The following is a 26,380-nucleotide window of genomic DNA, read 5'->3' as shown; positions in this document are numbered from 1 at the left end:
CTTATTTTGTTGAACGGCAGAAAATCATGAGTAACAGCCAGACCCTGGTTGTAAAACTGGGTACCAGTGTATTGACCGGTGGCTCCCGCCGCCTGAATCGCGCCCATATTGTGGAGCTTGTTCGCCAGTGTGCGCACCTTCACGCCGCAGGGCACCGTATTGTGATTGTCACCTCCGGGGCCATGGCCGCCGGGCGCGAGCATCTTGGCTATCCGGAGCTCCCGGCAACGATAGCCTCCAAACAGCTGCTGGCCGCCGTGGGGCAGAGCCGCCTGATCCAGCTGTGGGAACAGCTGTTTTCCATTTACGGTATTCATATCGGCCAGATGCTGCTGACCCGTGCCGACATGGAAGATCGCGAACGCTTTCTGAACGCCAGAGATACACTGCACGCCCTGCTGGACAACAAAATTGTGCCGGTTATCAACGAAAACGACGCCGTCGCCACCAGCGAAATTAAGGTAGGGGATAACGATAACCTCTCCGCACTGGCGGCGATCCTGGCCGGTGCCGATAAGCTGCTGCTGCTGACCGATCAGCAGGGGCTGTTTACCGCCGATCCGCGCAGTAATCCGGATGCGGAACTTATCAAAGATGTCCACGGTATTACCGATACGCTGCGGGCCATTGCCGGGGATAGCGTTTCCGGGCTGGGCACTGGCGGCATGGGGACCAAGCTGCAGGCCGCCGATGTGGCGAACCGGGCGGGGATTGAGACCATCATCGCGGCCGGTAGCCGCCCGGGTGTGATTGGTGATGCGCTGGAAGGGATCCCGGTAGGGACCCGTTTCCACGCCCAGGAATCGCCAATGGAAAACCGTAAGCGCTGGATCTTCGGCGCACCGCCCGCCGGGGAGATAACCGTGGATGAGGGGGCGCGCCAGGCGATTATCGAGCGGGGCAGCTCACTGTTACCTAAAGGGATTAAAACGGTGGCGGGGAATTTCTCCCGCGGGGAAGTGGTGCGTATCCGCAGCCTGGACGGGCGCGATATTGCCCACGGGGTCAGCCGCTATAACAGCGACGCACTGCGGCGCATTGCCGGGCACCACTCCCAGCAGATAGACGCGATTCTGGGCTATGAATACGGCCCGGTTGCCGTGCATCGTGACGATATGATTGTCAATTAAGGAGCTGAGCATGCTGGAACAAATGGGTAAAGCGGCGAAGGCGGCTTCTTACAAACTGGCGCTGCTTTCCAGCCGCGAAAAGAACCAGGTGCTGGAGAAGATAGCCGACGCGCTGGAAGCGCAGTCAGATGCGATTCTGGCGGCGAACCGGCAGGATGTCGACGAGGCCAGAAAAAATGGCCTGAGCGAGGCGATGCTTGATCGTCTCGCGCTGACCACTGCGCGCCTGGCCGGGATTGCCGGTGACGTGCGTCAGGTCTGTAATCTGGCGGATCCGGTAGGCCAGGTGATTGACGGCGGGCTGCTGGATAGCGGGCTGCGCATTGAACGCCGCCGGGTGCCGCTGGGGGTTATCGGGGTGATTTATGAAGCCCGCCCGAATGTCACGGTGGATGTTGCCTCTCTGTGCCTGAAAACCGGTAATGCGGTGATCCTGCGCGGCGGTAAAGAAACCTGCCGTACGAATGCGGCCACGGTGCGGGTTATTCAGCAGGCGCTGGAAGCGTGTGGTTTGCCTGCCGGTGCGGTCCAGGCCATTGAAAGCCCGGATCGGGCACTGGTAAACGAGATGCTGCGCATGGATCAGTATATCGACATGCTGATTCCGCGCGGCGGCGCCAGCCTGCACAAACTGTGCCGCGAGCAGGCCACTATTCCGGTGATCACCGGCGGGATCGGCGTGTGCCATACCCTGGTGGATGAAAGCGCAGAGATAGCCCCGGCGCTGGATGTGATTACCAATGCCAAGACCCAGCGCCCGAGCACCTGTAATACGCTGGAGACGCTGCTGGTGCATAAAGCCATCGCCTGCGATTTTCTGCCAGAGCTGAGCCAGCGTATGGCGGATAACGGCGTGACCCTGCATGCGGATCCGAATGTGTTCAGCCTGCTGAGTGACGGCCCGGCGACGGTGGTGCCGGTGAAACCTGAAGAGTACGACAATGAGTTTTTGTCGCTGCACCTGAACGTGAAGCTGGTGGACTCCCTGGATGAAGCCATCGAGCATATCCGCACCCACGGCACCCAGCACTCCGATGCTATCCTGACCCGTAATATCCGCCACGCGGAGCGTTTCGTGAACGAGGTGGATTCCGCGGCGGTGTATGTGAATGCTTCCACCCGATTTACGGATGGCGGCCAGTTTGGCCTCGGGGCTGAGGTGGCGGTAAGCACCCAGAAGCTGCACGCTCGTGGCCCGATGGGGCTGGAGGCGCTGACCACCTATAAGTGGATTGGCTTCGGGGATAACACTATTCGTGCCTGATAAGGAGGAGGGTGGTGCAAAAATCGCCGGTCAGACATCCAGGCCATTGACGTATCACCCACTTTTCCTTACCCTTGCACACCGTGCTCGCAATCGCAGGCACGGTCTTCAGGGCCGATATAGCTCAGTTGGTAGAGCAGCGCATTCGTAATGCGAAGGTCGTAGGTTCGACTCCTATTATCGGCACCATCTAACCACGCGAATTCACGCGATATTCACCAGTTCAGCAAAAGCGCCTTGTGCTATATTTGTGCCATTCCCCGCCAGGAATGCGTCGATTTGCATGGCATGCTGCGTCAGGTGATTCGGTGCCAGATGGGCATAACGCTGTACCATCTCGATACTTTCCCACCCGCCCATTTCCTGTAGCGCACTTAGCGGACAGACGGCATCAGCCAGCCTACCCTGGGTTTGTATCCTTAAAGATAAAGAAAAGGCGAGTGTTTGCTCATCTAACATTAAAGTGGTGGCGATTCACACTCACGCGCTATGCTTAAGGGATAAACTAAAAATGAGGCAATGTCATGGATAAGCAACTTGAGGATGCGGGTTACCGCATCTATACCGGGGAAAAAATCGATGTCTACTTCAGTACGGCGATTTGTCAGCACTCCGGAAATTGTGTACGCGGTAGCGCCAAACTGTTCAATCTGAAGCGCAAGCCGTGGATTATGCCTGATGAAGTTGATGTTTCAACGGTGACCAGAGTTATCGATACCTGCCCGAGCGGGGCGCTGAAATATCGTCTTAAATAAGCGAGGGAAAAATGGAAATACTGGAAGGACACAATAAATTCTATGTGAATGATGCTCAGGGGAATCAGGTCGCTGAAATCGTTTTTGTTCCGACGGGTGACCATTTAAGCATTATTGAGCATACTGATGTCGATGCCAGCCTGAAGGGGCAAGGGGTCGGAAAGCAACTGGTGGCGAAAGTGGTGGAGAAAATGCGTCGCGAAAATCGCAAAATTATCCCTCTTTGCCCGTTTGCCAAACATGAGTTTGATAAAACTCGCGAGTATGACGATATCCGGGCCTGAGAACATGCCGGACAATGCATTTACGCAGTCAGGCTAAATTCATAATAAAAGCCCGGCAGATATGTTTTCGCCCGAATAGGGGGGTACTCGCCGATAGCGTGCTGCGCAAAGTCAGCATTACGTTGTATCATCGTCAGTGTTTTGACGGCCCCATGGGGGGCCGCCTGCAAACTTATTTGTCCGGTAGATTATCGTACACATCCAGCTCGCGCGCAGTGTAGGTCAGTGCTGTGCCGGTGTTCAGGTTAATGGCCACGGCCAGCGCAATCAGTTCATGGGTTTTGGGGTCAAGATGCTTATTTTCGGACGCCTCTTTACTTCCTGCTTTCGGACAAAACCAGCTGGGTGACCGGTGCCATCTGGGATATCGATGGTGGCGTGATGGCTGGCCGTAATGCCTGATGGCGATACCGCACGCGGCATGCCGTGTGCGGTACTGAATACCTGAATTAACGCATTAAACCACGCTCAATATAGCTGGAAAATAGCTGATTCAGCCTGCCGGGGCGCACAATGCTCAGTATTAACTGAATCGCGGGAACACTGGGGGCACCGTCTTGTGGGGTGAGCTCGTAAAGCTCGCCGGTCAGGGCGCTTTTGGGCAGCAGGCCGATCCCCAGCCCGGATACCGCCGCACTGCGAATATTATTAAAAGAGCCGCTGACATAAGAAAAATAGTAACGCCGGCTGGCGTTCTCCAGCGCCGCGACAGCGCAGTGGCGGATGACGCAGCCCTCAGGGAAGGTGACTAACGGGATCTCGTCGGGCTGGTTAAAGTTCAGCGTCCCGGCGCTTACCCAGTGCAGTGTTTCGACCCACAACAGTCTGTCATTCTCTGAGGTTAATGGCTGCCCGGCCATACTTTTGGTGATGACCACATCTATTTCTTGTCGGGCGGCCAGCGCCGAGAGAACGGCCGATGATGCCGACGTGATTTGTACCTTCAGGCCGGGGTTTTCTTCAAGGCACAGGGAGATAATGCGGTTCAGGTTGCCTGTCTCAAAGTCGTCGGGCACTCCCAGTGCGATTTGGCCTGTCATATTCCGTTTGCTCAACGCGCCCAGCGCCCGGCTGGTGCGTGCCAGGATATCCCGGGCGGCGGGCAGTAACTGGCGCCCTTCATCGGTTAATCCCAGAATATGCCCTTGTTTACGCTCGATAAGGCGGCAGCCAACATCCTCCTCCAGGCGCCGCAACCCGGCGCTGAGCGTAGACTGGGTGCGCCCGAGGGCCTCACCAGCACTGCCGAAACTTCTGTGCTCCGCAATAAAGACAAACGCACGCAGCTGTTCCAGCGTGATACCGCGCCCTTCAATACGATTCCCGTCTTCTGTGAGCTTCATCATCGGCCTTTTATGGTCTGATTATCGACTAAAGCGATTATGGTGGTGACAATATCAATTTAACATTGAAGTAACAAGCGGGCACACTACAGCCATCGGAATCACACATATTAAAAAACCGGCACTCACTCCGCCAGAGTGCTGAATAACGATATTTACCTGAGACAGGGTAAATAAATAACGTTAATAAAAATACCGGGTTTAATTAACCGGTCAGCGCTGGCGGCTGCTTTTTTATGATAAGGAACACTGAACATGTTTTTAATTGTTGCGCCCATATTTATGGTTATTCTGGTTGGTTATGCTTATGGCAGGGTGAAACCAGAATCTGGCGATGCAGATAAACTAATTAACGATTATGTCCTCTACATTGCGCTGCCTGCATTACTGTTTATTGCCGTTGCGCGCGCCGATATTAGCGATCTCAAACAGTGGGGGTTTATTCTGTCGACCCTGGCAGGGATTGTGGTTACCTACGCGATAGCCGGGGTTATCGCTAAAGTTATGGGAACCGGTTTACCACAATCGTCCATTCTGAGCATGGGGGCGTCTTATGGCACTACCGGCTATATGGGGGTGCCAATTCTTATTTCAGCTTATGGTCAGCAGGCGGCACTGCCCGCAGCGCTGGCGACGATTCTGCATAATATTCCGGTGATTATGGCCGTGATTATCAGCTGGAATGTTTTCTCAACACGCCCGGAAGCGCAACGTGCCCCGTTGCTGCACAGTGTCGGTAGCGCGGCGCTGATCACGGTGAAAAATCCACTGACCATCGCTGTTTTAGCCGGTCTGGCGTTTTCGGTGTTTCGCATCCAGGTGCCGGTTTTTCTGGATACGTTCTCTCGTTTTCTTGGTAATGCCTCCGGGCCAACGGCTCTGTTTGCCCTGGGGCTGGGGCTGTCGCGCCTGAAGTTTCACCGGCATCTGCGCTTTTCGGCAGGCAAAATCGTACTGCCGATGATTGTGCTCAAGCTGCTGATTCAGCCGGTGATTACGTTTGCTACGGCAGTCTTTATTTTCCGTATGGGCAACACGCAGGCCCTCTGGCTGGCGGCGGCGGTGGTTATGGCGGCACAACCAACGGGGGCTGGCGTCTATGTCTTTGCTAAAAAATATCACTATCAGCAGGATATTATTTCGCTGTCGATCATTATCTCGTTGTTGCTGGCCCTGATAACGCTGCCGCTGCTGCTAAGCCTGTTACCCGCGTAACAGGCTTATGATGGATATTACTCTTTTAATAAGTCCTCTTTTTTCTTCGGGCATGTTCCGCGCCAGTAAACCGGGTATTTATCCGTGCTTCTGATGTTATTAATGATAAGTGCAACCAGCACGAGCGTGACGGAGCCCACCAGAACGGGCGTAATCATAAAGTTCCAGTCATGAATGTTGGCCATAAAAATAATAATCGGATTTGCACCGGCTGGCGCATGGGTCACCCGCAGAATCTGCATGGCCGCAATGGCCATGCCAACGGCAATCGCCATGAAGAAAGGGGTGTTCCCCAGTACATTAATAAAGAGCAAGCCACAAAAAGCCGCAATGAGGTGGCCAAAAATCACGTTTCGTGGCTGAGCCAGCGGTGTCTGTGGGGCGGCAAAAAGCAACACACAGGTTGCGCCAAAAGGGGCGATTATCCAGGGGACACCGCTAAACATGCCCAGATAAGAAATCGCTGTAATGCCTGTCACCCCACCAAGGATGCCGCGCAGAATTTCATATGCCTGTGGAGGGTGGGGTAAATATCCCCCGCCAAGGATTCTTTTCATCTGTATTATCCTTCGAATAACACGTCGGAAAGTCATAGAATTTATAAGGGAAATAATTTTAATCTATGAACAAGTTCCGATGCAGTTTGCAGGTTTGTAAATTTGTGTATTTGATTTAAATTTGAAATACACATTATGTCAACATACAAAATGCCGTATAACGAAGGTTAATAAACAGCTCATATTGCGGGAATAATAGAATCACATAAAAATCAATCTGCTAGCGCCTGGCAGCCAGTTGCCACATGTTAGCGTGATTAATCTACTTGCGGGAGGTCAGAAACTTTTATGCCGTTACGCCATCTGTATTTATGGCGCACGGTTTGTGCCGCTAAGCGGCGGGGAAATCACCAGCCACTACAAATATTTTTTAGCGGCATCGAGTATCTCCCGGGGCATCAGCTCCCTGTCGGATGCCACATAAACAACGGCGTGATCCCCGGTCAGTGAAGGGAAGCCTGCAGACATTATCCGCAGCTGCGCCTCTTCACCGTTGGGATAGGCTTCCCGGATAGTCGTTGCCCCCTCAGAAACGGTGATAACTTTGCAGGGTTCTGCATTAAAAAAAACGATCACTTTTTTCATATATCACCATGATTCCTCAGGTTATGTTTACAGGCGCTGGCCGCTTAATAAGCGCTGTGTGCTGAAGGCTTATTTATGATGATTTTGGTGTCAGCAAATGCCATATCTGATTTACAGAAAATGTACTTTGCGCCAGCGGGATTTTTCTCCGACACATCATATACGGATGTCCGGTACTGAGACCCGTGGCAACACGGGCACCTGAAATGGATGTTTAGTGTAATATCATTTACCTTATTCATTGTGACGATTTTAACTACCTCCCGAAAAACCTTGCATTCTTATTTTTTTACATTATGGCAGGCCATAAAAAATAAACACAAGCAACAACAGGATTAAACGTGTATGGTGGCAGTCCCTTAACTCAGGAGATGCCTATGTCCGGACGTAAAAACACTCAACCCCGCCGTAACCACTTAGTGAAATGCGCATGCCCGAAATGTGCAAAAGATTCAGAGCATAGTTTTAGCCGCATTCAGAAAGGCTCCCAGCTGGTTTGCCCCTACTGCAGCACCCTGTTTAAATCCGGACAGCGGTAATCTGCGAAGGCCGCCGGGCCTTTGCCACCACTGTGTGCATTAAACATATGGACTCAAAAGGAGGGGATATCAGCGATAGCGCCTGGTCATGAGGGCTGCACGGTAAAAATTGTGTGGTCGTTTATACACCGAACTGCTGAGTTCATTAATGCACGGTAAGTCAGAATAAGCAAATTATATTTTGGCCATCCGGAAGGCCTGATAATTAAGAAATATTGAGATGGCGTTAAATTTATTTCCGCGTATACTACGTGGCGTATTTTTAACAAAAGGAATTTATTTGTCCCGCAGAATGACAGGAATCGTCAAAAGTTTTGACATCCTCAGTGGTAAAGGTCTCATCATCCCTTCTGATGGTCGTAAAGATGTTCTGTTACATATTTCAGCCGTTAAGCCCGGCGAATCAGAATTACTCACCCCTGGTATCCGTATCGAATTTTGCCGAGTCAACGGTCTGCGCGGCCCGGTGGCTGCAAATATCTATGTATCCTGATATTTCAGCGCATAGTGTTGAGTGAGTACTGTCCGGCGAGGTGCGCCTTGCTCAACATACTGGCTCAGCATCTTCACGTTTGTGGCGCGGTAACATTTTCGGTCGCGGCCAGTTTTGAGCTAAGCGTCAGTATCGCTAATAGTCATCACGTCCTCATCTGGCAATCTCCGCGACTTTCCGCAGTCTTGTGTTGGATCGCAACCATGCATGGGGCGGTATTAGGCCGGCTATTTAGATCACACGAAAGTATTGTTGTGAAGCCCGGCAGGAAATTCATATTTAATATGACTATGTGACAATTTTGTAAAAAAAGAGCAAAACTCCGCGACACCATTTTTAAGTATCTTCCGGTAGTAAACAGGGGCTCTGTAGCGCTGTGGATGTTGTCACTGGCGTTGTCCTCTCATGGTTACTGGATAACCTCACAGTGATACCGCATCCGGTAAGGGTGGCTTTGGCTGCTATTACCCTCGTTGTGCTGAAACCCTGCTAAAAATTACCGTGCTAAGTAAACGGAAGCGTAAAACAATATCAGAATTTATAAGAAAATATCTAATCCGTATTCAATCAGAAACGGATCCTGCAGAAATGGATAGCGAGATGATTATCTGGCTCATTATTTTCTCTGTTTTTATGGTGTTCAGAAAATAATGATAATGTTCTTCTGGTGAAGAGGTAATTTTTATGGCCTCACAATATGATTTTACTGTCACATTGCATGATCTTGATTTTATTCTGAAGCAAATAAAAATATCGGAAGCTGCAACCAATCCCGATGGCAGCATTAATGGTGATCTTCTTCGTGAGTCGGTCTCCAGCCCTTTGCTTCCCTATGGTCTGCGCACTGTTGACGGATCCTGGAATAATCTTTTACCGGGGCAGGAGTTATATGGTTCTGCCGATCAAAACATGCCAAGGCTGACCGGGCTAAACTGGCAGGATGCTGATGCGATGACCAGCTATACACAGACTGGTTCAGACAGCGTTGTGATCGATGCGGACCCCCGCATTATCAGTAACCTGATTTCGGATCAGACTGCATCGAACCCGGCTGCAGTAGAAATTCATGATTTGTTAAAAAATCTCCCCGGTGGTGGTGTCGTCTCAGAAAATGGCAGTTTATCCATTCCCAACCAGTCTCCGGACATTGGTCTTTCGCCTGCGTTTAATGGCTGGATGACATTTTTCGGGCAGTTTTTTGATCATGGGCTGGATCTGATACCCAAAGAGGGAAATGGTATCATTTTCATTCCATTACAACCTGATGATCCCCTGTATGTGGAGGGGGCAGCCACTAACTTTATGGTGCTAACTCGCGCAAAAGTGGATGCAAATCATGAAACCATAAATCTTACAACGCCTTATATTGATCAGAACCAGACATATACCTCGCATCCTTCACATCAGATTTTTGTGCGCGAGTATGTATTAATTGATGGTAAACCTGAGCCCACGGGGAACTTATTAGGCGGAGCTAACGGGGGGCTGGCCACATGGGCTGATGTAAAACAGCAGGCTGAATTATTACTTGGTATTAAACTGACCGATCAGGATGTATTTAATGTTCCCCTACTGGCCACAGACCGCTACGGTAATCTGATCCTGAGTGAAAACGGTAAAGTGCAGATTGTTACAACGTCAGGCCTGGTGGAAGCCAGTGGCGATGTTCTACCTGCCGGAACACTACGCACCGGACACGCATTTCTGGATGACATTGCCCATACGGCAAAACCGTCAACGGGCTTGCTGGCCGACGGTGATAATATCGCTGCCGGTGCCCCAGAGAATGGAACTTACGATAATGAACTACTCGACAGGCATTTTATTACCGGAGACGGTCGGGGCAATGAAAATATCGGATTAACCGCAGTACATGCCGTGTTTCACAGCGAGCATAACCGCCTGGTTGAGCAATATAAAACCACACTGTTAGAAAGCGGCGATATTAACCTTATCAATCAATGGTTAATGCCTGGTCACCAGATAACGGTATTGCCTGACGATCCTGGTACCCTGGTCTGGAATGGCGAATATTTATTCCAGGCGGGCCGCTTTACGAATGAAATGCAATATCAGCATCTTGTTTTTGAAGAGTTCGCCCGCACGGTGCAGCCCGCCGTTGATCCCTTTGTTTTTTCTAATACAGCGGACATTAACCCGGCAATTTTTGCTGAGTTTGCCCATGTGGTGTACCGGTTTGGTCATTCAATGCTAACCGAAACCGTCGCGCGGACTGACGCCAATATGCAAAGCAGTGATATTGGCCTTATTGATGCGTTCCTTAATCCGCTTGCGTTTAATGAAATCAACGGGCAGACCGTGTCTGATGAACAGGCCGTTGGTGCGATTGTTCGCGGCATGACACGCCAGGTAGGGAATGAAATTGATGAATTCATCACTGAAGCCCTGCGCAATAACCTTGTCGGATTACCACTTGATTTAGGCGCGCTAAATATAGCACGTGGCCGCGATACCGCGATGCCAACCCTGAACCAGGCGCGTGAGCAGTTTTATGAACTCAGCGGCAACAGCCAGCTACGCCCTTATACCAGTTGGGCGGATTTCACTTCGTTCCTGAAAAACCCGGCCTCAATCATTAACTTTATGGCCGCCTACGGCCAGCATGAATTAATCCTTGCCGCCACTACGCTTGATGCCAGGCGAGATGCGGTGAACTTTCTGCTGTTTGGCGATGCCAACTCCCCGTTACGTGCTGATGCACTTGATTTTTTTAACAGCACTGGTGAATGGGCAACCAAAGAGTCTGGCCTGAATATGGTGGACTTCTGGATAGGCGGACTTGCGGAACGCAAGAACGAGTTCGGCGGTATGCTCGGTTCAACCTTTAACTTTGTCTTCGAGCTACAACTGGAGATGCTGCAAAACGGCGACCGTTTCTACTACCTGAGCCGTACTCAGGGGTTGAACATGCTGAACGAACTGGAGGCAAACTCCTTTGCCGCACTGGTTATGCGCAACAGCGACCTGGGGGATGAAGGCGGCTCGCATCTGCCTGCGAATCTCTTCCAGACGCCGGATTATATCTTCGAAGTCAATCAGGCCCTGCAAACAGAGCCAGACCCGACATGGGGTAACCCACTTAAAGACCTGCTGACACCGCTGGTGGTACGGCGCGCCGCAACACAGGACATTAATGGCGACGGCGCACCGGACGGCGCATATCTCAAATATAGCGGAGACGGACATGTGGTGCTTGGCGGGAGCGCCGGGAACGATACGCTGATTGGTAGTAAAGGTATAGACAGCCTGTGGGGGGATGGTGGTGACGATCGGCTTGATGGTGGCGACGAAGCGGACATTGTCCACGGCGGGGAAGGTAACGATATCATTACAGATACCGGCACTCCGGTGGGGGGGGCTGACTTCCTGCACGGGGACGGGGGGCACGATGTTATTTTCTCCGGCCACGGCAATGATCTGATCTTTGGCGGTAGCGGCAGCGATTTTGTCGTTATTGGCGAAGATGCACAGGAGGTCTTTTCCGGGCTGGATAACGATTTCGCCCAGGGAGGCTCCGGCAGTGATTTTCTGATGGGTAACGAAGGTGATGACTGGCTGGAAGGGGGGGACGGGCTGGATACCCTTGCCGGTGACAACTCCGAACTGTTTTTCAACAGCACCATCGTCGGACACGATGTCATGAACGGCCAGGGTAACGATACGGATTACGATGGTGAAGCCGGGGATGACATTATGATTCAGGGGGCCGGGATCCAGCGTAACAACGGGATGGCTGGGTTTGACTGGGCTATTCATAAAGGAGATCCCAACGCCGCCAACTCCGATCTGGGCATACCGATTTTTGTCAATCAACAGGAGTTTATTCTGCGTGATCGCTTCGACCTGGTTGAGGGGTTGTCGGGATGGAAATATGACGATGTCCTGACGGGGACTGAACGGCCCATTGGCACTGCACCGGTCCAGGGGGTTCCGCTGTCTAATAATCTTACCCAGGCTGGGGCAGACAGGATAAACGGGCTACAGGAAATTCTTGGGGGAACGCACCAGAACAATCCTGATGCGGTACTACTGAATCCTGATGATGGCAGTGATATTTTACTTGGCGGCGGTGGCAGTGATCGCATTACCGGCAAAGCGGGTAATGACATTATTGATGGTGATGCGTGGCTGAATGTGCGTATCGCGGTTAGCGGGCTGCCAGGTATTACCAGTGTTGATGGCATGGATGCGCTTAAATCTTATATGCTGGCAGGTACCTTAAAACCCAATCAGCTTTCAATAATCCGTGAAATTCTGCACGATAGCAGCGGCCAGGAGACTGACGTTGCCGTGTATCGTGATCTCAGCAGTAACTATCTGTTTACCCGTATGTCTGACGGCAGCCTTAAGGTTGATCACGCTACACCCAATGCGGCGCTGGCGTTTAATGATGGTGTCGATCGCCTGCTTAACATTGAAAAACTGGAGTTTGGCGACGGCGAGCAACTTTGGGTGACGGCACAGCAGGCCAGCGGGAATCTTGCAATCAGTAATATGTCACCTTCAGTAGGCGATGTACTGCAAGTTAACCTCTCTAATCTGCTGGACGGTAACGGCATTGCTGCGAATACCCTGATTACATTTACATGGCAGGCGCTGACAGGTGATGGCTGGGTCAGTCAGGCCACCGGCACGACATTCAGCGTACCGGCCACTATCCAGGGGGCACCTTTGCGGGTTGTCGCCAGCTTCACTGACCGGATGGGAGATGCCGAGAGCATCATATCGACCCAGACCCAGGCCGTGTTGCCACGAGATCAGGCAACCACCGGTGCCCCGGTGATTAACGACCTCACGCCAACGGAAAGCCTGACACTGACAGCTATCGTCTCCGGCATTGCTGATGCAGACGGGCTAAGTGGCGGTAATTTCAGCTACCAGTGGCGGGTGAGCACCCCTACGGGTTTTGTGAACATCAACGGTGCCACATCCGCTACTTACACACCGGGGCAGGCCGTTGTTGGCCGGGCCTTACAAGTGGTTGTGACGGTTGTTGACGATGAAGGAAACGCCCCGGTAGTGCTGACCTCCTCACCGACACAGCCAGTAGGCGATCTGATCATCGGCAACAACGGTGCGAACACACTTTTCGCAACTGCATGGAGTGATATCCTGCGCGGTGAAGGGGGGAATGACACTCTCTCAGGCCTGGCGGGCGACGATATACTTATCGGTGGCGCGGGCAACGACAACCTGTCTGGCGGCGCCGGTATCGACACGTTGCAGGGGGATGCGGGTAATGATCTTCTTGATGGCGGGGCCGGGGCCGACAGTATGGCTGGTGGTAGCGGAAATGACACCTATGTTGTGGACAATACTGGCGACGGTGTCACGGAGCGTGCCGGGGAGGGCGTGGATGTCGTCCGGACCAGTCTCGCCAGCTATGACTTAACCGATAATACTGAGAATCTTCTTTATACCGGACAAGGGGATTTTATCGGGACCGGAAATGCACTTGCGAATGTCATTACCGGCGGAGCCGGGAACGACTATCTGTTTGGCATGGGCGGAAATGATCAGCTTCTGGGGGGCGGCGGCAACGACTTCCTGGATGGTGCAGACGGGGCGGATAACCTGCAGGGTGGGACCGGTAATGATGTCATGACAGGTGGCGCTGGTGCGGACACCTTATCCGGTGGTAACGGCAACGATATTCTTAACGGGCAGGAAGGTAATGACATCCTGGATGGGGGGGGAGGTAGCGATATTTTCGCCTTCAGCACAAACTTCGGGCAGGACCGGGTTCTCGGGTTTGACAGCAATATTAATGGTGGTCAGGACTATCTGGATCTGGTGATGCTGGGCGTTAACGCCGGTAATTTTGCCAGCCGGGTGGCCATTACTGGTAGTAACGGCAACACCGTTGTGAGCGTTGATGGCGGGACAATTATTCTGGAGGGCACGAACGCGGCAAGTGTAACCATTGATGATTTTTATCTTGAAACACCGGTAGCGCCTTTTAGCACTAATGATAATAATTTCCTGATATCATAAGGAGTCAATTATGTCGCGCCAGCATATGCCAAAAGAACTTAATGATGCATTAAAAGGGGTGAAATCCATCTTTATGATGCTGCTCTTTTTTAGTTGTGTGATTAATATGCTTATGCTGGCGCCGGCAATATATATGCTACAGGTTTATGATCGTGTGCTGGTTAGTAAGAATACAACGACATTGTTGATGCTTACATTACTGATCGTCGGTCTTTATATTATTATTGCGTTTATTGAGTCATCACGCGCCAGCGTGATGATAAGGCTCGGGAATCGTCTGGATGTAAAGTTAAATCAGCTGGTGTTTAATGCGGCATTTAAGCGGAAAATAGCGACCGGAGATAATAACCCTGCGCAGGTAATGTCAGAACTTGCCCAGATTCGTCAGTTTCTTTCCGGCAATAGTCTTTTTGCATTAATGGATATCCCCTGGACACCTTTCTATTTACTTATCGCGTTTATTATTCATCCACTACTGGGATATCTTTCTCTGGCGGGAATAGTCATATTATTCAGTCTGACACTGATTACTGAGCTGACAACAAAAAATCCTATTCAGCTGGCACATGCCTTGAGTATTAATAATGCCAGTAAACTTAATAAACAGCTTCAGAATTCCGATACGATCGAAGCCATGGGAATGCTACCAACACTTAAACTGCTCTGGCTGGAGCAACATAACAAAGTATTAGTATTACAGACCCAGGTTGCTGATAAAACTGCCGGGTTAAGCAGCGTGAGCCGGTTTGTGCGCGTGTTGCTACAGTCTGTTGCGCTGGGCGCTGGGGCTTTTTTAGTGATAGCCGGGCAGATCACTCCCGGGCTGATGATTGCCGCTTCGATTATTCTTGGCCGGGTGCTGAACCCGGTGGAGCAAATTATTGGTAGCTGGAAGCAATTTGTACAGTTTCGCAGTGCGTGGTCCCAGCTATCGACCCTGATGAAAGAATTCCCGGCAGAAAAAGAGGGCCTTGTTCTGCCACGTCCGAAAGGCAGTATTCATGTTGAAAGTGTTTTTGCCGCTGCGCCTGGGCTACATACACCGGTATTGCGTAATATCTCATTTCATCTTGAACAGGGGGAAACGCTGGGAATTATCGGTCCTTCTGCATCAGGAAAATCCTCTCTTGCGAAGTTATTAGTTGGCGTCTGGAAACCGCTGTCCGGCACGGTTCGTTTAGACGGAGCAGATATCAGTCAGTGGAATAAAGCGTTGCTGGGGCCCGCTATTGGCTATCTTCCTCAGGATGTGGAGCTTTTTGACGGCACTATCGCACAAAATATATCCCGTTTTGCAGAAGGTAACAGCGATAACATCGTAGCTGCAGCACTTCTGGCTGGCGTGCACGAGATGATTTTACGCCTGCCGCAAGGGTATGATACCCCTCTGGGGGCCGGGAAATATCAGCTTTCCGGTGGTCAGCGTCAGCGGATCGGGCTGGCCCGGGCTGTTTATAATAATCCGGCGCTTATTGTACTTGATGAACCTAATGCGAATCTGGATGATGCAGGTGAATTCGCGCTAGTTAAAGCAATTAACACGTTGCGTACTCAGGGCCAGACCACAATTATTATCTCACATCGCCCGACACTTCTTGGGGCAGTCAATAAAGTATTATTACTAAATGACGGGGCTATTCAGGACTTCGGCACGCGGGATAATGTTTTTTCTCATCTTCGTCAGGCGAACATATTAAAACCCGTATCGACATCTCCCCCGGTGGATATCCCATCAGGTGAGCATCATTCCCGGGCAACGAATGATGAGCAACAGCGGGAGGCATAATCAGATGAAAAAGCATATCAAAAATAGTGCAGAAAATATGCCCGGTGGTGTGGATATTCAGTTAATGCCCCCTTTGCGCCGTGGGTTGTTTATTATTATTCTGGGGGTAGGCGGTTTTTTACTGTGGGCGGTTCAGGCTCCGCTGGATGCTGGCGTTGTCGCCGACGGAACAGTTACGGTTTCGGGGAATCGTAAAACTATTCAGCATCTGAGTGGCGGGCGCGTTACAGATATCCTTATTAAGGAGGGTGATACCGTTAAAAAAGATCAGGTGTTAATTCGGCTGGATAAAATGCAGGTGGAAATGCGTTATAGCGCATTAAGTGCCCAATATATAACAGCAAAAACAATCGAAGACCGACTGATAGCTGAACGGGATGGCCTGGATAATATTCAATTTAATGTACTACTGACAAAAAACTTCGCACTGAATAAGCGCCTTCAGGAGGTCCGGCTGCTGCAATCTAAATTATTTACTATTCGCAGGCAAACAATTCAGGATGAACTCACTATGATTCAGGAGACACTGGAGGGGCTTGCTGCGCAAACAGAGAATCTGAACACAATAAAAAGTTACCGAGATCGCCAGTTCTCCCTTATTAATAAAGAACTGAGCGCCATCAGAACACTCAGTGCAAAAAATTTCTACCCAAAAACCCAACTGCTGGTTCTGGAGCGTGAAGCGGCTGAGATCTCAGGCAGCGTTTCTGAAGATATCTTAAATATTTCAAAACTAAAATCACAGCAAAATGAATTTAAAATAAAGGCTTATCAGGTGCGCCATCAGTACCTGCGTGAAGTTGAGTCTGAGCTGACCAAAAACCAGAAGGAAATTGCCGTTCTGGAAGACGAGCTTATCTCAACACGCCATGAACTTGATAACACTGAAATTCGCTCTCCGATCAACGGTGTTGTGCTGGATGTTAAAGTCAATACCGTGGGGGGAGTGATCCAGCCGGGCGAGGATTTAATGGATATTGTCGCTGCCGGACAACAGTTGCAAATTGATGCGAAAATACCGGTCCATGCCATTGATAAACTTACCCCGGGCCTTACTGTTGATGTGTTATTCCCGGCCCTGAACCATGCCTTATTACCTTCGGTTCCGGCTATGGTAAGAACCGTATCGGCAGACCGGTTAATTGATGAGGTAACACAGCAGCCTTACTATCTGGCGCAAGTACAGGTATCTGAAGAAGGTGTAAACTTGCTGGGGGATTATAAAATTAAGGCGGGAATGCCTGCCAGTGTAACGATAAAAACCGGAGAGCGGACCTTTTTAAGTTATCTATTTAAGCCGTTAATCGCCCGACTGGAAATGGCATTTAAAGAGCATTGATTTAAACAGTAAACACGGCGGCAACAGAGGGTGCTGGCAGAATACTAATTTTCTCCGATATATCAAAATCGAATTTTGCCGAGTGAACGGCCTGCGTGGCCCGGTGGCTGCAAATATCTATGTGGCGTAATATGTGCGCCGCCCGGTTTTCTTAGCTTAATGCATCGATCCATTCGCTTTGTCGGGGATATTGCCGGCGATAGCAGTGTACCGACACGGCCAGCTGTGTCAGGTCGGTAAACACCATCGGATCAAGCTGGATATGTTTTTTTATTTGCTGCAACCGGTAGGTGAGGGTATTGCGGTGAATACCCAGTTGCAGTGATGTTTTCCCCGGCTCGGCATTATTGGCAATAAAACTGCTCAGCGTATCCAGCAGAACGTCTCCGGAATCATGCTCCAGTAACTGGCGAATATTATTAATAAAAAAATTCACCATATAGCTGTCTTCCAGCACCCGGAACAGGCAGAGCATCGCCATATCGCGAAAGTAGTATATCTGGCGCTGTGGCTGCACCTTGCTGCCCACGTCGATAACCGAGCGAGCGAAACGGATGGCCTCGCGAATATCCGGGGCACTGCTGGCCTGCACCCCTACCCCGATATGGTAATGGCTTATCTGGTTACTGAGAACAAACTCAACCGCCTGGAGCAGGGTTTCCCGGGGCTCTGCGAGGGTATTGAGGAGCAGGATCTCATTACTGCCCAGCAAAATAACGTCTCTTACGCCGGATAACTGCGAAAACTCCCGCAGTAGCGTGCTCAGTATGTCGCTTAGCGGGTATTGCCCGGCCTGCACCGTCACCACCACCGGCATCAGCGGGGTATCAAACACAAAGCCCAGCTCCCCCAGGCGCTGAAGGGCCTCCTGGCCTGCGGGCGCCGTGCCCTGTTCCAGATACTGACAAAACAGGGTGTCGTGCAGGCGCTGTTGCCAGTTGGTTTCGCGCATCTCCGCCGCCTGGCGGACCAGCAGCTCCGCGGTGAGCACCGCCAGCTCCGCATAGCGGCTGATTGCCGCCGGATTGCCGCTGATCCCCACCACCATCACCACCCGATCGTCATAAATAATCGGGTGGTTAATCCCGGGGTGCACATTCTGAAAACGCGCGGCTTGCGCGGCGTTATGAATACAGATGCGTTTACCGGTGCGTATTACCTCGCGGGCGATTTCGTGCTGCCCGCCAATACGATGACGTTCTCCGGAGGCAATAATCTGCCCGCGGTGGTCAATCACGTTCACGTTATGGTGAATTATCGCCATTGCCCGGGCGACAATTTCATTAGCCAGCGCCGTCGTAATAATCATACTGTTATCCGCTTATGTGCCTCTCCCGGTTGCTGTAAGGGTAGATAGTAGCTCACTGCCTGGCCCGGGCATTTTGGCCCGCGACCGCCGCCGGGGTGGTCTGGATAAATACCGACACCAGCGCCCCCACAATAAGCAGCCCGACGGCAAACCATAAGCCGGATGTGGCCACCCCCGTGCGGTCCTCAAATGCGCCGAGGATAAACGGCCCGAGAAACCCGCCGCACAGGCCCAGGCAGTTAAGCAGGCCGAAGCTGCCCGCCAGCATATGGCCACTCATGATTGAGGGGAGCCAGTTAAAGATGATGGATTGCATGGCGAAGAACATAAATGCGGCCAGTGAGAAGCCAGCCAGCGCAACACCGTGCCCGGCGATAGCGCCGATCGCCATGCCCGTTGCCATAATCAGATACCCGGCCACCAGCATGCTGCGTGAGCGCTGCTCAGTGCGGGCAAAACGCGGCAGCAGAATACCGCCCGCGGCGGCGGCAATCCACGGAATGGCGGTCAGCAGGCCTATCAGCAGCGGTGTCAGCTGCCCCCAGCTACCGATGATCCCCGGCAGAAAATAGCTCAGCCCGTAGACTGAGAACTGGTGCGTAAAATAGATCAGCACCAGTAATAAAAACAGGCGGGTCGTGAGCGCGGCTTTCAGGGAAAAACGGCCCGGTGTATGGCTTGCTTCCCGGGTGTCTTTTTCCAGTGCGGCGTTGAGCAGTCGCAGATCGTCGCCGTTCAGCCAGCGGGCGTCGGCGGGTTTATCCGGCAGTTTGCGCCACACCACAAAGGCCAGCAGCACCGCCGGTAACCCCTCAATAAAGAACATCCACTGCCAGCCGTGCCAGCCCGCCATACCGTCAAGGGTTAATAACAGCCCGCCCAGTGGGGCACCGATAATATTGGCCAGGCACACCCCCAGCAGAAACAGCCCCGTGGCTCTGGCGCGCTCTTCCCGCCCGAACCAGAGCGTCAGATAGTAAATAATGCCCGGATACAGCCCCGCCTCCGCCGCGCCAAGCAGTAGCCGCATCACGTAAAAGGAGGTGGGCCCGGTCACAAACGCCATAGCGCAGGAGATGATTCCCCAGGTTATCATGATGCGGGCTATCCAGCGCCGCGCCCCGACCCGGGTCAGAAACAGGTTGCTTGGGATCTCCAGCACCGCGTAAGTCAGAAAAAACAGCCCGGCCCCCAGGCCGAAGGCGGTGGCGGAAAGGCCGATATCCACAGACATGGTGGCTTTCGCCATGCCGATATTGGTGCGATCAATAAAACTGATGATGTACGCCACAATCAGCAGCGGCATCAGATGGCGGTAGATCTTTTTATAGGTGCGCTGTAGCGCCCCGTTTGCTGCTTTTTCATCTGTTACGGACATGGTTTGGTTCCTCCGTATTCGTGGCCTGAAGCCCCACTCTGGCTGTGTTTCGCTATGCGCCTTCGCGCTCAAACAACATGGAAATGCCCTGGCCGCCGCCAATACACAGGGTGACCAGCCCGGTGCGTGCGCCGCTGCGCGCCATTTCATACATCAGTTTGACCGGCAAAATCGCGCCGCTGGCCCCCACCGGGTGGCCAAGCGCGATCGCGCCGCCGTTAACATTGACCCGCTGCGGATCAAGGTGCAGATCGTTGATCACCGCCAGCGCCTGGGCGGCGAAGGCTTCGTTAAGTTCAATCACGTCCACAGACCGCACATCCATGTCCAGGCGCTCCATCAGGCGGCGGGTCGCCGGGGAGGGGCCAAAGCCCATAATATCTGCGCTGCACCCCGCCACCGCCCAGCCCCGGATGCGCATCCGGGGTGTCAGGCCGCGCTTTTCGGCATGGCGGCGCGTGGTCATCACCAGTGCGGCGGCGCCGTCGTTAATGCCGGAGGCGTTCGCCGCCGTTACCAGGCCGCCGGTTTTAAATGCCGGGCGCAGCGTCGCGAGCTTGTCGCGTGGGGTATCACGCGGGTGTTCATCGGTACTGAACAGGCGGGTCGCTTTTTTGCCGTCCGGCACGTTAAGCGGGAGGATCTGCTCGCGAAAGTATCCCCTGTTGATGGCATTTAGCGCTTTTTGCTGGCTTGACCAGGCAAAGTCGTCCATCGCTTCGCGGGTGATGCCGAAGCGCTCCGCGACATTTTCCGCCGTGATACCGTTGTGATAAGGCCCTTCCGGCCAGGTGAGTATTGAGAGCAGGCCATCTTCCAGCTCGCCGTTGCCCATGCGGTAGCCATTGCGCGCGTGGCGCAGGTAGTAGGGTAGCTGCGTCATATTTTCCGTTCCGCAGGCAACCACCACATCCGCCTGGCCGCTTTGCAGCGCTATCATGCCGTTTGCCAGGGCCTGCAACCCGGAGCCGCACTGGCGGTTAACCGAGTAGGCGGTGCTCTCCCGGGGGATCCCGGCCCGCAGCTGGCAGACCCGGGCGATAAAACCGCTTTCGGCAATCTGCCCCACGTTGCCAACGATCACTTCATCCACCTCCCGGGGGGCCAGCCCGGCACGGCTGACCGCTTCGCGAATCACCGCCGCACCCAGATCGTGCTGGTGGGTATGTTTAAAGCTGCCGTTAAATGTGCCAATGGCGGTGCGCACACCGCTTATCACCACAATGTCATTTGCCTGTGTCATCGCGTTCTCCTTACAGCACCATGCCGCCGCCGACATTAATCACTTCACCGTTGATATAGCGCGCCCCGTCAGATGCCAGAAACGCCACGCATTCGCCCACGTCCTGCGCCTCTCCGGCATAGCCCGCAGGGATTTTACTGAGCATGATTTGCCAGACATTCTCCGGCACGCCGCGCGTCATATCGGTGTCGATAAACCCCGGGCAGATGGCATTCACCGTGATGCCTTTTTTCGCCAGTTCACGGCAGGCGGTTTTGGTCATGGCGACCACGCCCGCTTTGGAGGCCGCATAGTTGGTCTGCCCGATGTTGCCAAGCCAGCTGGCAGAGGCGATGTTGATAATGCGGCCCGCGCCGCGCTCACGCATACGGATGGCGGCCTGCTGCATACAGAGGAAGGTCCCCTTCAGGTTGATGTCGATAACCGCGTCCCAGTCTGCAAGGGTCAATTTGTGCAGCATGGCGTCGCGGTTGATACCGGCGTTATTGACCAGCACATCGACCGGGCCGAACGCCTCCTGCGCCCGGGCAAACAGCGTGTCGACCTGTGCCTTGTCGCTGATATTGCAGGGGATAAACAGCGCCTGTGCGCCTGCGTCGCGCAGGGCTGCGGCGGTCACTTCCCCGTGGGGGTCGCGATCGGCAATCACCACCCGGGCCCCCTCACGGGCGAGTACCCGGGCAATTCCGGAGCCGATACCGCGCGCAGCGCCGGTCACAATGGCGGTTTTACTGGCAAGTTTCATGGGGTGTTCCTTCTTCGTCAGCGGTTGAATGGCGGGCGAGCTGTTCTGCCAGGCCACAGGGCTGTGGGGTAAATAAGCGGCTGTCCATCACGCGCAGATCTGCGGCGATGGCCGGGCGAAAATCCATTTGCGCCAGAATGTCGCGCTCAGGGCAGATCCCCGGGGCGATTTCTGTCAGCACTGGCCCTTCCGGGCGCAGCTCAAAGACTGCCCGCTCGGTGACATAGTGCATGGTCTGCCCCCGGGCCCGGGCCTGCTCGCCGTTGTAGGAGATCTGATTCACCCGGGGGACAAATTTACGGATCCGGCCTTCGCGCAGGATGCGCAGCGCCCCCTGCTCGCAGGCTATTTCCAGCCCTTTGGCCGTAAAAGAGGAGCAGAACACCACGTGGCGCGCATTCTGCGTGATGTCGATAAACCCGCCGGCACCGGGGCAGGAATCCCCAAGCCGCGTGGCGTTGACATTTCCGTGGGGATCCATCTCTCCGGCCCCCATAAAGGTGATATCCACCCCCGCGCCGTTGTAGTAGAGCATCTGATCCTGGTGGCTTATCATCGCGCTCAGGTTGCGCCCGGTGCCGAAATCAACACCGCCTGCCTGCTGGCCCCCATAAATACCGGACTCCACCGTGACGGTTATCTGCGCTTCGGGCAGCTCCTCGTGGATGATGTTGCCAATCACATCATTGGGAATGCCGGTGCCGAGGTTTATCACGCAGCCGGGGGTCAGATAGCGGCAGGCAATCCGGCCGATAAGTGTGCGCAGATCAAGGGCCTGCGGGGCACATTGCCCGGCGGGAGGGCGAATGTCGCCACACAGGGCCGGATCAAACCCCCAGCCTGATGTCTGGCGGTGATCCGTGTGAGGCTCGGCGCACACGACTATCGCGTCGACCAGGTTTGCGGGAACGGTAACGCGTTTCGGGTGCAGTGAGCCTTTCGCCACGCGGTATTTCACCTGTGCCAGCACCTTCGCACCGTAGCGCCTGGCGGCGAGAACGGCGTGCAGCACTTCGAGCTTCATGGCCTCTTCATCTGTGGTGAGGTTGCCGTCTTCATCGGCATGGGTGGCGCGCACAATCACGACACTGAGGGGGATGGCCGGGTAGAACAGGTACTCATCACCGCGGAATACCACATGCTCGACAAGGTCCGGCTGTGTGCGGGTCCGGGCGTTCATGCGCCCGCCTTCAATGCGCGGATCAACAAACGTCCCCAGCCCGACAGGCGAAAGCCGCCCCGCCAGCCCGGCGGCCATTGCGCTGTAAAGGTGGACAATTTGCCCCTGGGGCAGGCACCAGGCTTCCACGTCATTGTTGTTGATCATCGCCATCCAGCGCGGGGCCAGGCCCCAGTGGGAGCCGATAAGCCTGGTCACCATGCCCGGGTGGGCAAAGTGCTCAATGCCGCGCAGGCGATCGCTTTGCCCGGCGGCGTGCAGCAGTGTCAGGTTGCGCGGCTCGCCGGTGTGCAGAAAGCGCGCCTCAATGGCGTGTAATATGGATTCTGCCGCGCCGGTGAGCGTCATGCCGACGGTGCAGACCGTGTCGCCACTGGTGATAAGCTGCGCCGCTTCACGGGCGCTGATAAACCGGCTACTCATTTTTTAGCCTCCGCAGACAGGGTGGTAATGGCGTGCGCAAGGTGCGTTTTCAGCTGCTGTTTGCTGACCTTGCCGTTATGGGTGCGTGGCAGTATCCGGGTGAAGATGATGCGGGCCGGGAGTTTAAAGCGGGCGACCCGGGCCTGCAGCCAGCTGAGGATTTCTTCGCTGGTGAGGGGGGCGTGACCATCCGGCACAATAAACGCCACGGGCTCTTCGCCGTATATCTGGCTGGGGGTGGGAATGACGGCCACCTCCCGCACGCCCCGGTAGGTTGAAAGAATATTTTCCAGCTCAAGGGAGTAAACTTTCTCTCCGCCGCGGTTAATCATGTCTTTGCTGCGATCCCGGATGTACAGCCAGCCTTCTTCGTCGAGGTAGCCAAGATCACCGGTATAAAACCAGCCCTGTTCATCGCAGGCGGGGAGCCGCGCGTTGTGTTGCCAGTATGCGCGGATCACCACATCGCCTCTGAGCCAGATATGGCCGGTTTGCCCGGCGGGGAGTGGCTGCTGGCTTTCGCTGCGGACAACTATCTCAAGGCCGGGGATCGCCTGCCCGGCGCTGCCGCGCTTATGGCTGCCCCGGACATCGCCCGGGAAGATGGTGGCGGGGGAGGTGGTTTCAGTTAAGCCGTAAACCGGCCGGATAGCCGTATGGGGGAAACGGGTTTTCAGCGCGGTTATCAGCCCATCGCTCAGCTGGCCCGCGCCGCAGGCAATGGTGCGTAATGCGGGAAAGTCGCCGGGGTCGCCCGGGGGAAAGTCACGCACGGCCTGGCAAAGCAGAATAAAGACCGTTGGCGAGCCATGCAGGAAGGTAATGTTCTGCTCGCGCAGCGTGTTTATCACCTGTGCGGCGTTAAAGCGGTGGTGCAGCCAGATGGCGGCACCAAGGCTGATAAACAGCGCCAGTAGCGCAGACAAGCCGGTAATGTGGTAGACCGGCACCGCCAGCACGGTGCTGTCTGCGGCGCTGAGGCTGAGCGTTTGCCGGTAGGCGTCAATGGCGCACAGCAGATTATGGTGGGTGATAACTGCCCCTTTGGGGGCCCCGGTGGTGCCGGACGTAAACATAATGACGGCCGTATCCTCGCGGCTGACCCGCACCGGCAGGCGGGCCAGTGGCGCCGGGAGAGGCAGCGCCTGCCACTCGCTCAGGGAGATGCAGCGCGCCCCGGGGGTGTGTTTCAGCCAGTCCTGGAGTGTGGCATCGAACAGGACAACCCGGGGCGCTATCTGGCTTACCAGTTCCCCGCATTCGGCCTGCTTCAGTTTGGTGCTGAAGGGCACCACTTCAATACCCAGCCCCAGAGCGGCAAACAGAACCTCACAAAAAGCGGGGTGGTTCCCCCAGGCCAGCAGGATCCTGTCGCCCTTGCGCAGTGACCAGCCCTGGTCAAGCTGCGCCATAGCCTGCCGGACACGGAGATGAAAATCCCGGTAGCGGTAGCGCTGTGTTTCAAACGCCAGCGCCAGGGAATCTGGGTGGCGGGCGGCGCTGCGGCTCAGGGCCTGGTACAGGTTCCGGTCGTCGGCGGAGCTGCTGCTCATGTGTCTCTCCTGCTGTTACGTATTGGCAGGATGTAGTCTGGGTAAATTCAGGCGCGGAAAGTGGCGGCTTGCTCACAGTAAAAAATCAACAAAACAGAAGCATTCTTGTAACATTGCACAACAGGGAGGGCACGCAGGGGGGAAATAGCGGGGTGGTGACGGCAATAAAAAAAGCCAGTGGGTATTATCACACTGGCTTTCAGGGATGTGGTTTGTGTTAGCGGCGATCCAGTGAATATTGCCCCGGCCCGGTGAAGGCCAGCAACAGCAGGCCACCGGCGATGCTGATATTTTTATAGAAGTTGATCATCGCCATATATTGATCCATACCGCTCATGCCCCAGTAAGGGTGGCCGATAATAGCCGTGACCACGGTATAAATCGCCATCAGCAGCGCCAGCGGGCGGGTAAAATACCCCAGGACGATCAGCAGACCAAAGCCCAGCTCAGTAATGACCGCAATCGCTGCGGATATGGCAGGCACCGGCGCACCGACCGAGGCCATATAACCCACGGTGGCACCAAAAGCGGTAATTTTCTGCCAGCCAAATAAGACAAACAAAATCATCAGCAGAATACGGGCGGCCAGCAGCACGCCGTTTCTGTATTTATCCAGCGACAAGTATTGCATGTTTATACCATTAATTGTGATTCAGTCGGAATGACACTCTGTTTTTAAGTAAGACAGAGTAACCCTTTTACATATTCACTCAGCGGACGAACCGCCCTGAGGGAATATCTGGCGTCATGGTTTACTGAAGAAATTCTATGACATGTATCACATAAATAATCGTCGTTTTTTTTAAACGTCAGTCAAAAATAATTTATGGAGCGGCAGGGAATAAGCAAGGCGGAACCGCCCCGGGCAGAGGATAAACTGCTGCCCGGGCTGGCGGTTAAATCATCAATAATTCGTCATCATCGGCAATCAGATCTTCCAGTCCGCCGAGCCGCTGGCGCGCCTGGGCACGGTTAAACAGTTTATTTTGCGCCGCCGGTGGCAGATCGGTAATGCTTATTACCCCTTTGCTCATCAGCACATCGATAAGATCCTCCAGCACCCTCACCATATCGAGGTCGCTTTGCTGTAACTCCTGGATAGTCGAGGTTCTCATATGGTGCACTTTCAGCCACTCGGCGATTTCAGTTGTGGTCTCGTGGCTTTGCTCTGTGGCGCCAGGGAACGCGTCAGATTCAACCCGGAGGATCCGCCCGTGAGTATCGCGCTCAATAAAATACATGGT

Annotated in this window: 23 protein-coding genes, 1 tRNA gene and 2 pseudogenes; 12 read left to right on the top strand and 14 right to left on the bottom strand. The window is 53.9% G+C overall.

Features of this window, described 5'->3' with window-relative positions:
* The first annotated feature begins 26 nt into the window (after positions 1 to 26).
* The 3 genes from proB to EBL_RS15065 all read left to right on the top strand — a co-directional run bounded on the left by proB (position 27) and on the right by EBL_RS15065 (position 2,583).
* Positions 27 to 1,130 carry a glutamate 5-kinase gene (gene proB, locus EBL_RS15075; protein ID WP_002444516.1) on the top strand — a complete coding sequence of 368 codons (1,104 nt, stop codon included), beginning with the start codon at positions 27 to 29 and terminating at the stop codon, positions 1,128 to 1,130.
* A gap of 10 nt (positions 1,131 to 1,140) precedes the next feature.
* Positions 1,141 to 2,394, top strand: a complete 1,254-nt coding sequence (proA, locus tag EBL_RS15070; RefSeq protein WP_002444514.1) for a glutamate-5-semialdehyde dehydrogenase — start codon at positions 1,141 to 1,143, stop codon at positions 2,392 to 2,394.
* A gap of 113 nt (positions 2,395 to 2,507) precedes the next feature.
* Positions 2,508 to 2,583, top strand: a tRNA-Thr gene (locus EBL_RS15065).
* 15 nt (positions 2,584 to 2,598) lie between these two features.
* Here EBL_RS15065 and EBL_RS15060 read toward each other — a convergent pair.
* Positions 2,599 to 2,811, bottom strand: a complete 213-nt coding sequence (locus EBL_RS15060) for a tyrosine-type recombinase/integrase (RefSeq protein WP_373278486.1) — start codon at positions 2,809 to 2,811, stop codon at positions 2,599 to 2,601.
* 107 nt (positions 2,812 to 2,918) lie between these two features.
* On the opposite strand from EBL_RS15060, the gene yjdI reads away from it, so the two are divergent.
* Both yjdI and EBL_RS15050 read left to right on the top strand, forming a co-directional pair.
* The gene (gene yjdI / locus EBL_RS15055; RefSeq protein ID WP_002444511.1) at positions 2,919 to 3,149 is read left to right on the top strand and encodes a 4Fe-4S mono-cluster protein YjdI; all 231 of its coding nucleotides are present in this window, start codon (positions 2,919 to 2,921) and stop codon (positions 3,147 to 3,149) included.
* 11 nt (positions 3,150 to 3,160) lie between these two features.
* Complete coding sequence (locus tag EBL_RS15050; protein WP_002444509.1) at positions 3,161 to 3,433, top strand: GNAT family N-acetyltransferase; 273 nt, start codon at positions 3,161 to 3,163, stop codon at positions 3,431 to 3,433.
* Positions 3,434 to 3,605: 172 nt separating this feature from the next.
* On the opposite strand, the pseudogene EBL_RS20955 reads toward EBL_RS15050, so the two are convergent.
* Positions 3,606 to 3,749: pseudogene (locus EBL_RS20955) on the bottom strand (carboxymuconolactone decarboxylase family protein); the annotation flags it as partial.
* Positions 3,750 to 3,751: 2 nt separating this feature from the next.
* Between EBL_RS20955 and EBL_RS20355 the strand changes: the two are divergent.
* Positions 3,752 to 3,835, top strand: a pseudogene (locus EBL_RS20355) (sugar dehydrogenase); the annotation flags it as partial.
* 47 nt (positions 3,836 to 3,882) lie between these two features.
* Here the strand turns inward: EBL_RS20355 and EBL_RS15040 are convergent.
* Positions 3,883 to 4,779, bottom strand: a complete 897-nt coding sequence (locus EBL_RS15040; RefSeq protein ID WP_014716159.1) for a LysR family transcriptional regulator — start codon at positions 4,777 to 4,779, stop codon at positions 3,883 to 3,885.
* A gap of 252 nt (positions 4,780 to 5,031) precedes the next feature.
* Between EBL_RS15040 and EBL_RS15035 the strand changes: the two genes are divergently transcribed.
* Positions 5,032 to 5,991 (top strand): AEC family transporter, encoded by a 960-nt coding sequence (locus EBL_RS15035; RefSeq protein ID WP_002444506.1) that lies wholly within the window; start codon positions 5,032 to 5,034, stop codon positions 5,989 to 5,991.
* A 17-nt stretch (positions 5,992 to 6,008) separates the two neighbouring features.
* Here EBL_RS15035 and EBL_RS15030 read toward each other — a convergent pair whose 3' ends face one another.
* The 3 genes from EBL_RS15030 to ymcF all read right to left on the bottom strand — a co-directional run bounded on the left by EBL_RS15030 (position 6,009) and on the right by ymcF (position 7,375).
* Positions 6,009 to 6,584 carry an HPP family protein gene (locus tag EBL_RS15030; protein ID WP_232001875.1) on the bottom strand — a complete coding sequence of 192 codons (576 nt, stop codon included), beginning with the start codon at positions 6,582 to 6,584 and terminating at the stop codon, positions 6,009 to 6,011.
* Between the two features lie 321 nt (positions 6,585 to 6,905).
* The gene (locus EBL_RS15025; RefSeq protein WP_002444502.1) at positions 6,906 to 7,133 is read right to left on the bottom strand and encodes a hypothetical protein; all 228 of its coding nucleotides are present in this window, start codon (positions 7,131 to 7,133) and stop codon (positions 6,906 to 6,908) included.
* Between the two features lie 44 nt (positions 7,134 to 7,177).
* Entirely contained in the window at positions 7,178 to 7,375 is a 198-nt protein-coding gene (gene ymcF / locus EBL_RS20880) for a cold shock small protein YmcF (RefSeq protein WP_002444500.1), read from the bottom strand.
* A 129-nt stretch (positions 7,376 to 7,504) separates the two neighbouring features.
* On the opposite strand from ymcF, the gene EBL_RS20875 reads away from it, so the two are divergent.
* The 5 genes from EBL_RS20875 (at position 7,505) to EBL_RS15010 (ending at position 17,305) form a co-directional block, all read left to right on the top strand.
* Positions 7,505 to 7,672 carry a YnfU family zinc-binding protein gene (locus EBL_RS20875; RefSeq protein WP_306307616.1) on the top strand — a complete coding sequence of 56 codons (168 nt, stop codon included), beginning with the start codon at positions 7,505 to 7,507 and terminating at the stop codon, positions 7,670 to 7,672.
* A gap of 280 nt (positions 7,673 to 7,952) precedes the next feature.
* Entirely contained in the window at positions 7,953 to 8,165 is a 213-nt protein-coding gene (gene cspF / locus EBL_RS20115) for a cold shock-like protein CspF (RefSeq protein ID WP_002444499.1), read from the top strand.
* 684 nt (positions 8,166 to 8,849) lie between these two features.
* Positions 8,850 to 14,180, top strand: coding sequence for a peroxidase family protein (locus EBL_RS15020; RefSeq protein ID WP_002444497.1), 5,331 nt, complete (start codon positions 8,850 to 8,852; stop codon positions 14,178 to 14,180).
* Between the two features lie 10 nt (positions 14,181 to 14,190).
* Positions 14,191 to 15,966, top strand: a complete 1,776-nt coding sequence (locus EBL_RS15015; protein WP_002444495.1) for a type I secretion system permease/ATPase — start codon at positions 14,191 to 14,193, stop codon at positions 15,964 to 15,966.
* A 4-nt stretch (positions 15,967 to 15,970) separates the two neighbouring features.
* Positions 15,971 to 17,305 carry an HlyD family type I secretion periplasmic adaptor subunit gene (locus EBL_RS15010; RefSeq protein WP_002444493.1) on the top strand — a complete coding sequence of 445 codons (1,335 nt, stop codon included), beginning with the start codon at positions 15,971 to 15,973 and terminating at the stop codon, positions 17,303 to 17,305.
* Between the two features lie 151 nt (positions 17,306 to 17,456).
* Here the strand turns inward: EBL_RS15010 and EBL_RS15005 are convergent, their stop codons facing one another.
* The 8 genes from EBL_RS15005 to EBL_RS14970 form a co-directional block, all read right to left on the bottom strand.
* Entirely contained in the window at positions 17,457 to 18,614 is a 1,158-nt protein-coding gene (locus EBL_RS15005) for a CdaR family transcriptional regulator (RefSeq protein WP_002444491.1), read from the bottom strand.
* Positions 18,615 to 18,666: 52 nt separating this feature from the next.
* Positions 18,667 to 19,992: an MFS transporter gene (locus EBL_RS15000; RefSeq protein ID WP_002444489.1), complete on the bottom strand. Its 1,326-nt coding sequence runs from the start codon at positions 19,990 to 19,992 to the stop codon at positions 18,667 to 18,669.
* 52 nt (positions 19,993 to 20,044) lie between these two features.
* Entirely contained in the window at positions 20,045 to 21,235 is a 1,191-nt protein-coding gene (locus tag EBL_RS14995; protein ID WP_002444487.1) for a thiolase family protein, read from the bottom strand.
* 10 nt (positions 21,236 to 21,245) lie between these two features.
* Positions 21,246 to 21,980 carry a 3-oxoacyl-ACP reductase FabG gene (fabG, locus tag EBL_RS14990; protein ID WP_002444484.1) on the bottom strand — a complete coding sequence of 245 codons (735 nt, stop codon included), beginning with the start codon at positions 21,978 to 21,980 and terminating at the stop codon, positions 21,246 to 21,248.
* Positions 21,964 to 23,583 carry an acyl CoA:acetate/3-ketoacid CoA transferase gene (locus EBL_RS14985; RefSeq protein ID WP_002444482.1) on the bottom strand — a complete coding sequence of 540 codons (1,620 nt, stop codon included), beginning with the start codon at positions 23,581 to 23,583 and terminating at the stop codon, positions 21,964 to 21,966. Before EBL_RS14985 ends, fabG begins: the two co-directional genes overlap by 17 nt.
* A complete protein-coding gene (locus tag EBL_RS14980; protein ID WP_002444480.1) occupies positions 23,580 to 25,136 on the bottom strand; it encodes a class I adenylate-forming enzyme family protein in 1,557 nt (518 codons plus the stop codon). The genes EBL_RS14985 and EBL_RS14980 overlap by 4 nt, the downstream gene beginning before the upstream one ends.
* A 217-nt stretch (positions 25,137 to 25,353) precedes the next feature.
* Entirely contained in the window at positions 25,354 to 25,767 is a 414-nt protein-coding gene (locus EBL_RS14975) for a DoxX family protein (protein WP_002444478.1), read from the bottom strand.
* A gap of 265 nt (positions 25,768 to 26,032) precedes the next feature.
* Entirely contained in the window at positions 26,033 to 26,377 is a 345-nt protein-coding gene (locus EBL_RS14970; protein ID WP_002444475.1) for a hypothetical protein, read from the bottom strand.
* Positions 26,378 to 26,380 lie beyond the last annotated feature (3 nt).

Source organism: Shimwellia blattae DSM 4481 = NBRC 105725, from assembly GCF_000262305.1.
Classification (GTDB): Bacteria; Pseudomonadota; Gammaproteobacteria; order Enterobacterales; family Enterobacteriaceae; genus Shimwellia; species Shimwellia blattae.
Note: the sequence above shows the minus strand (reverse complement) of the source record. Positions and strands in the feature narration are given on the sequence as shown.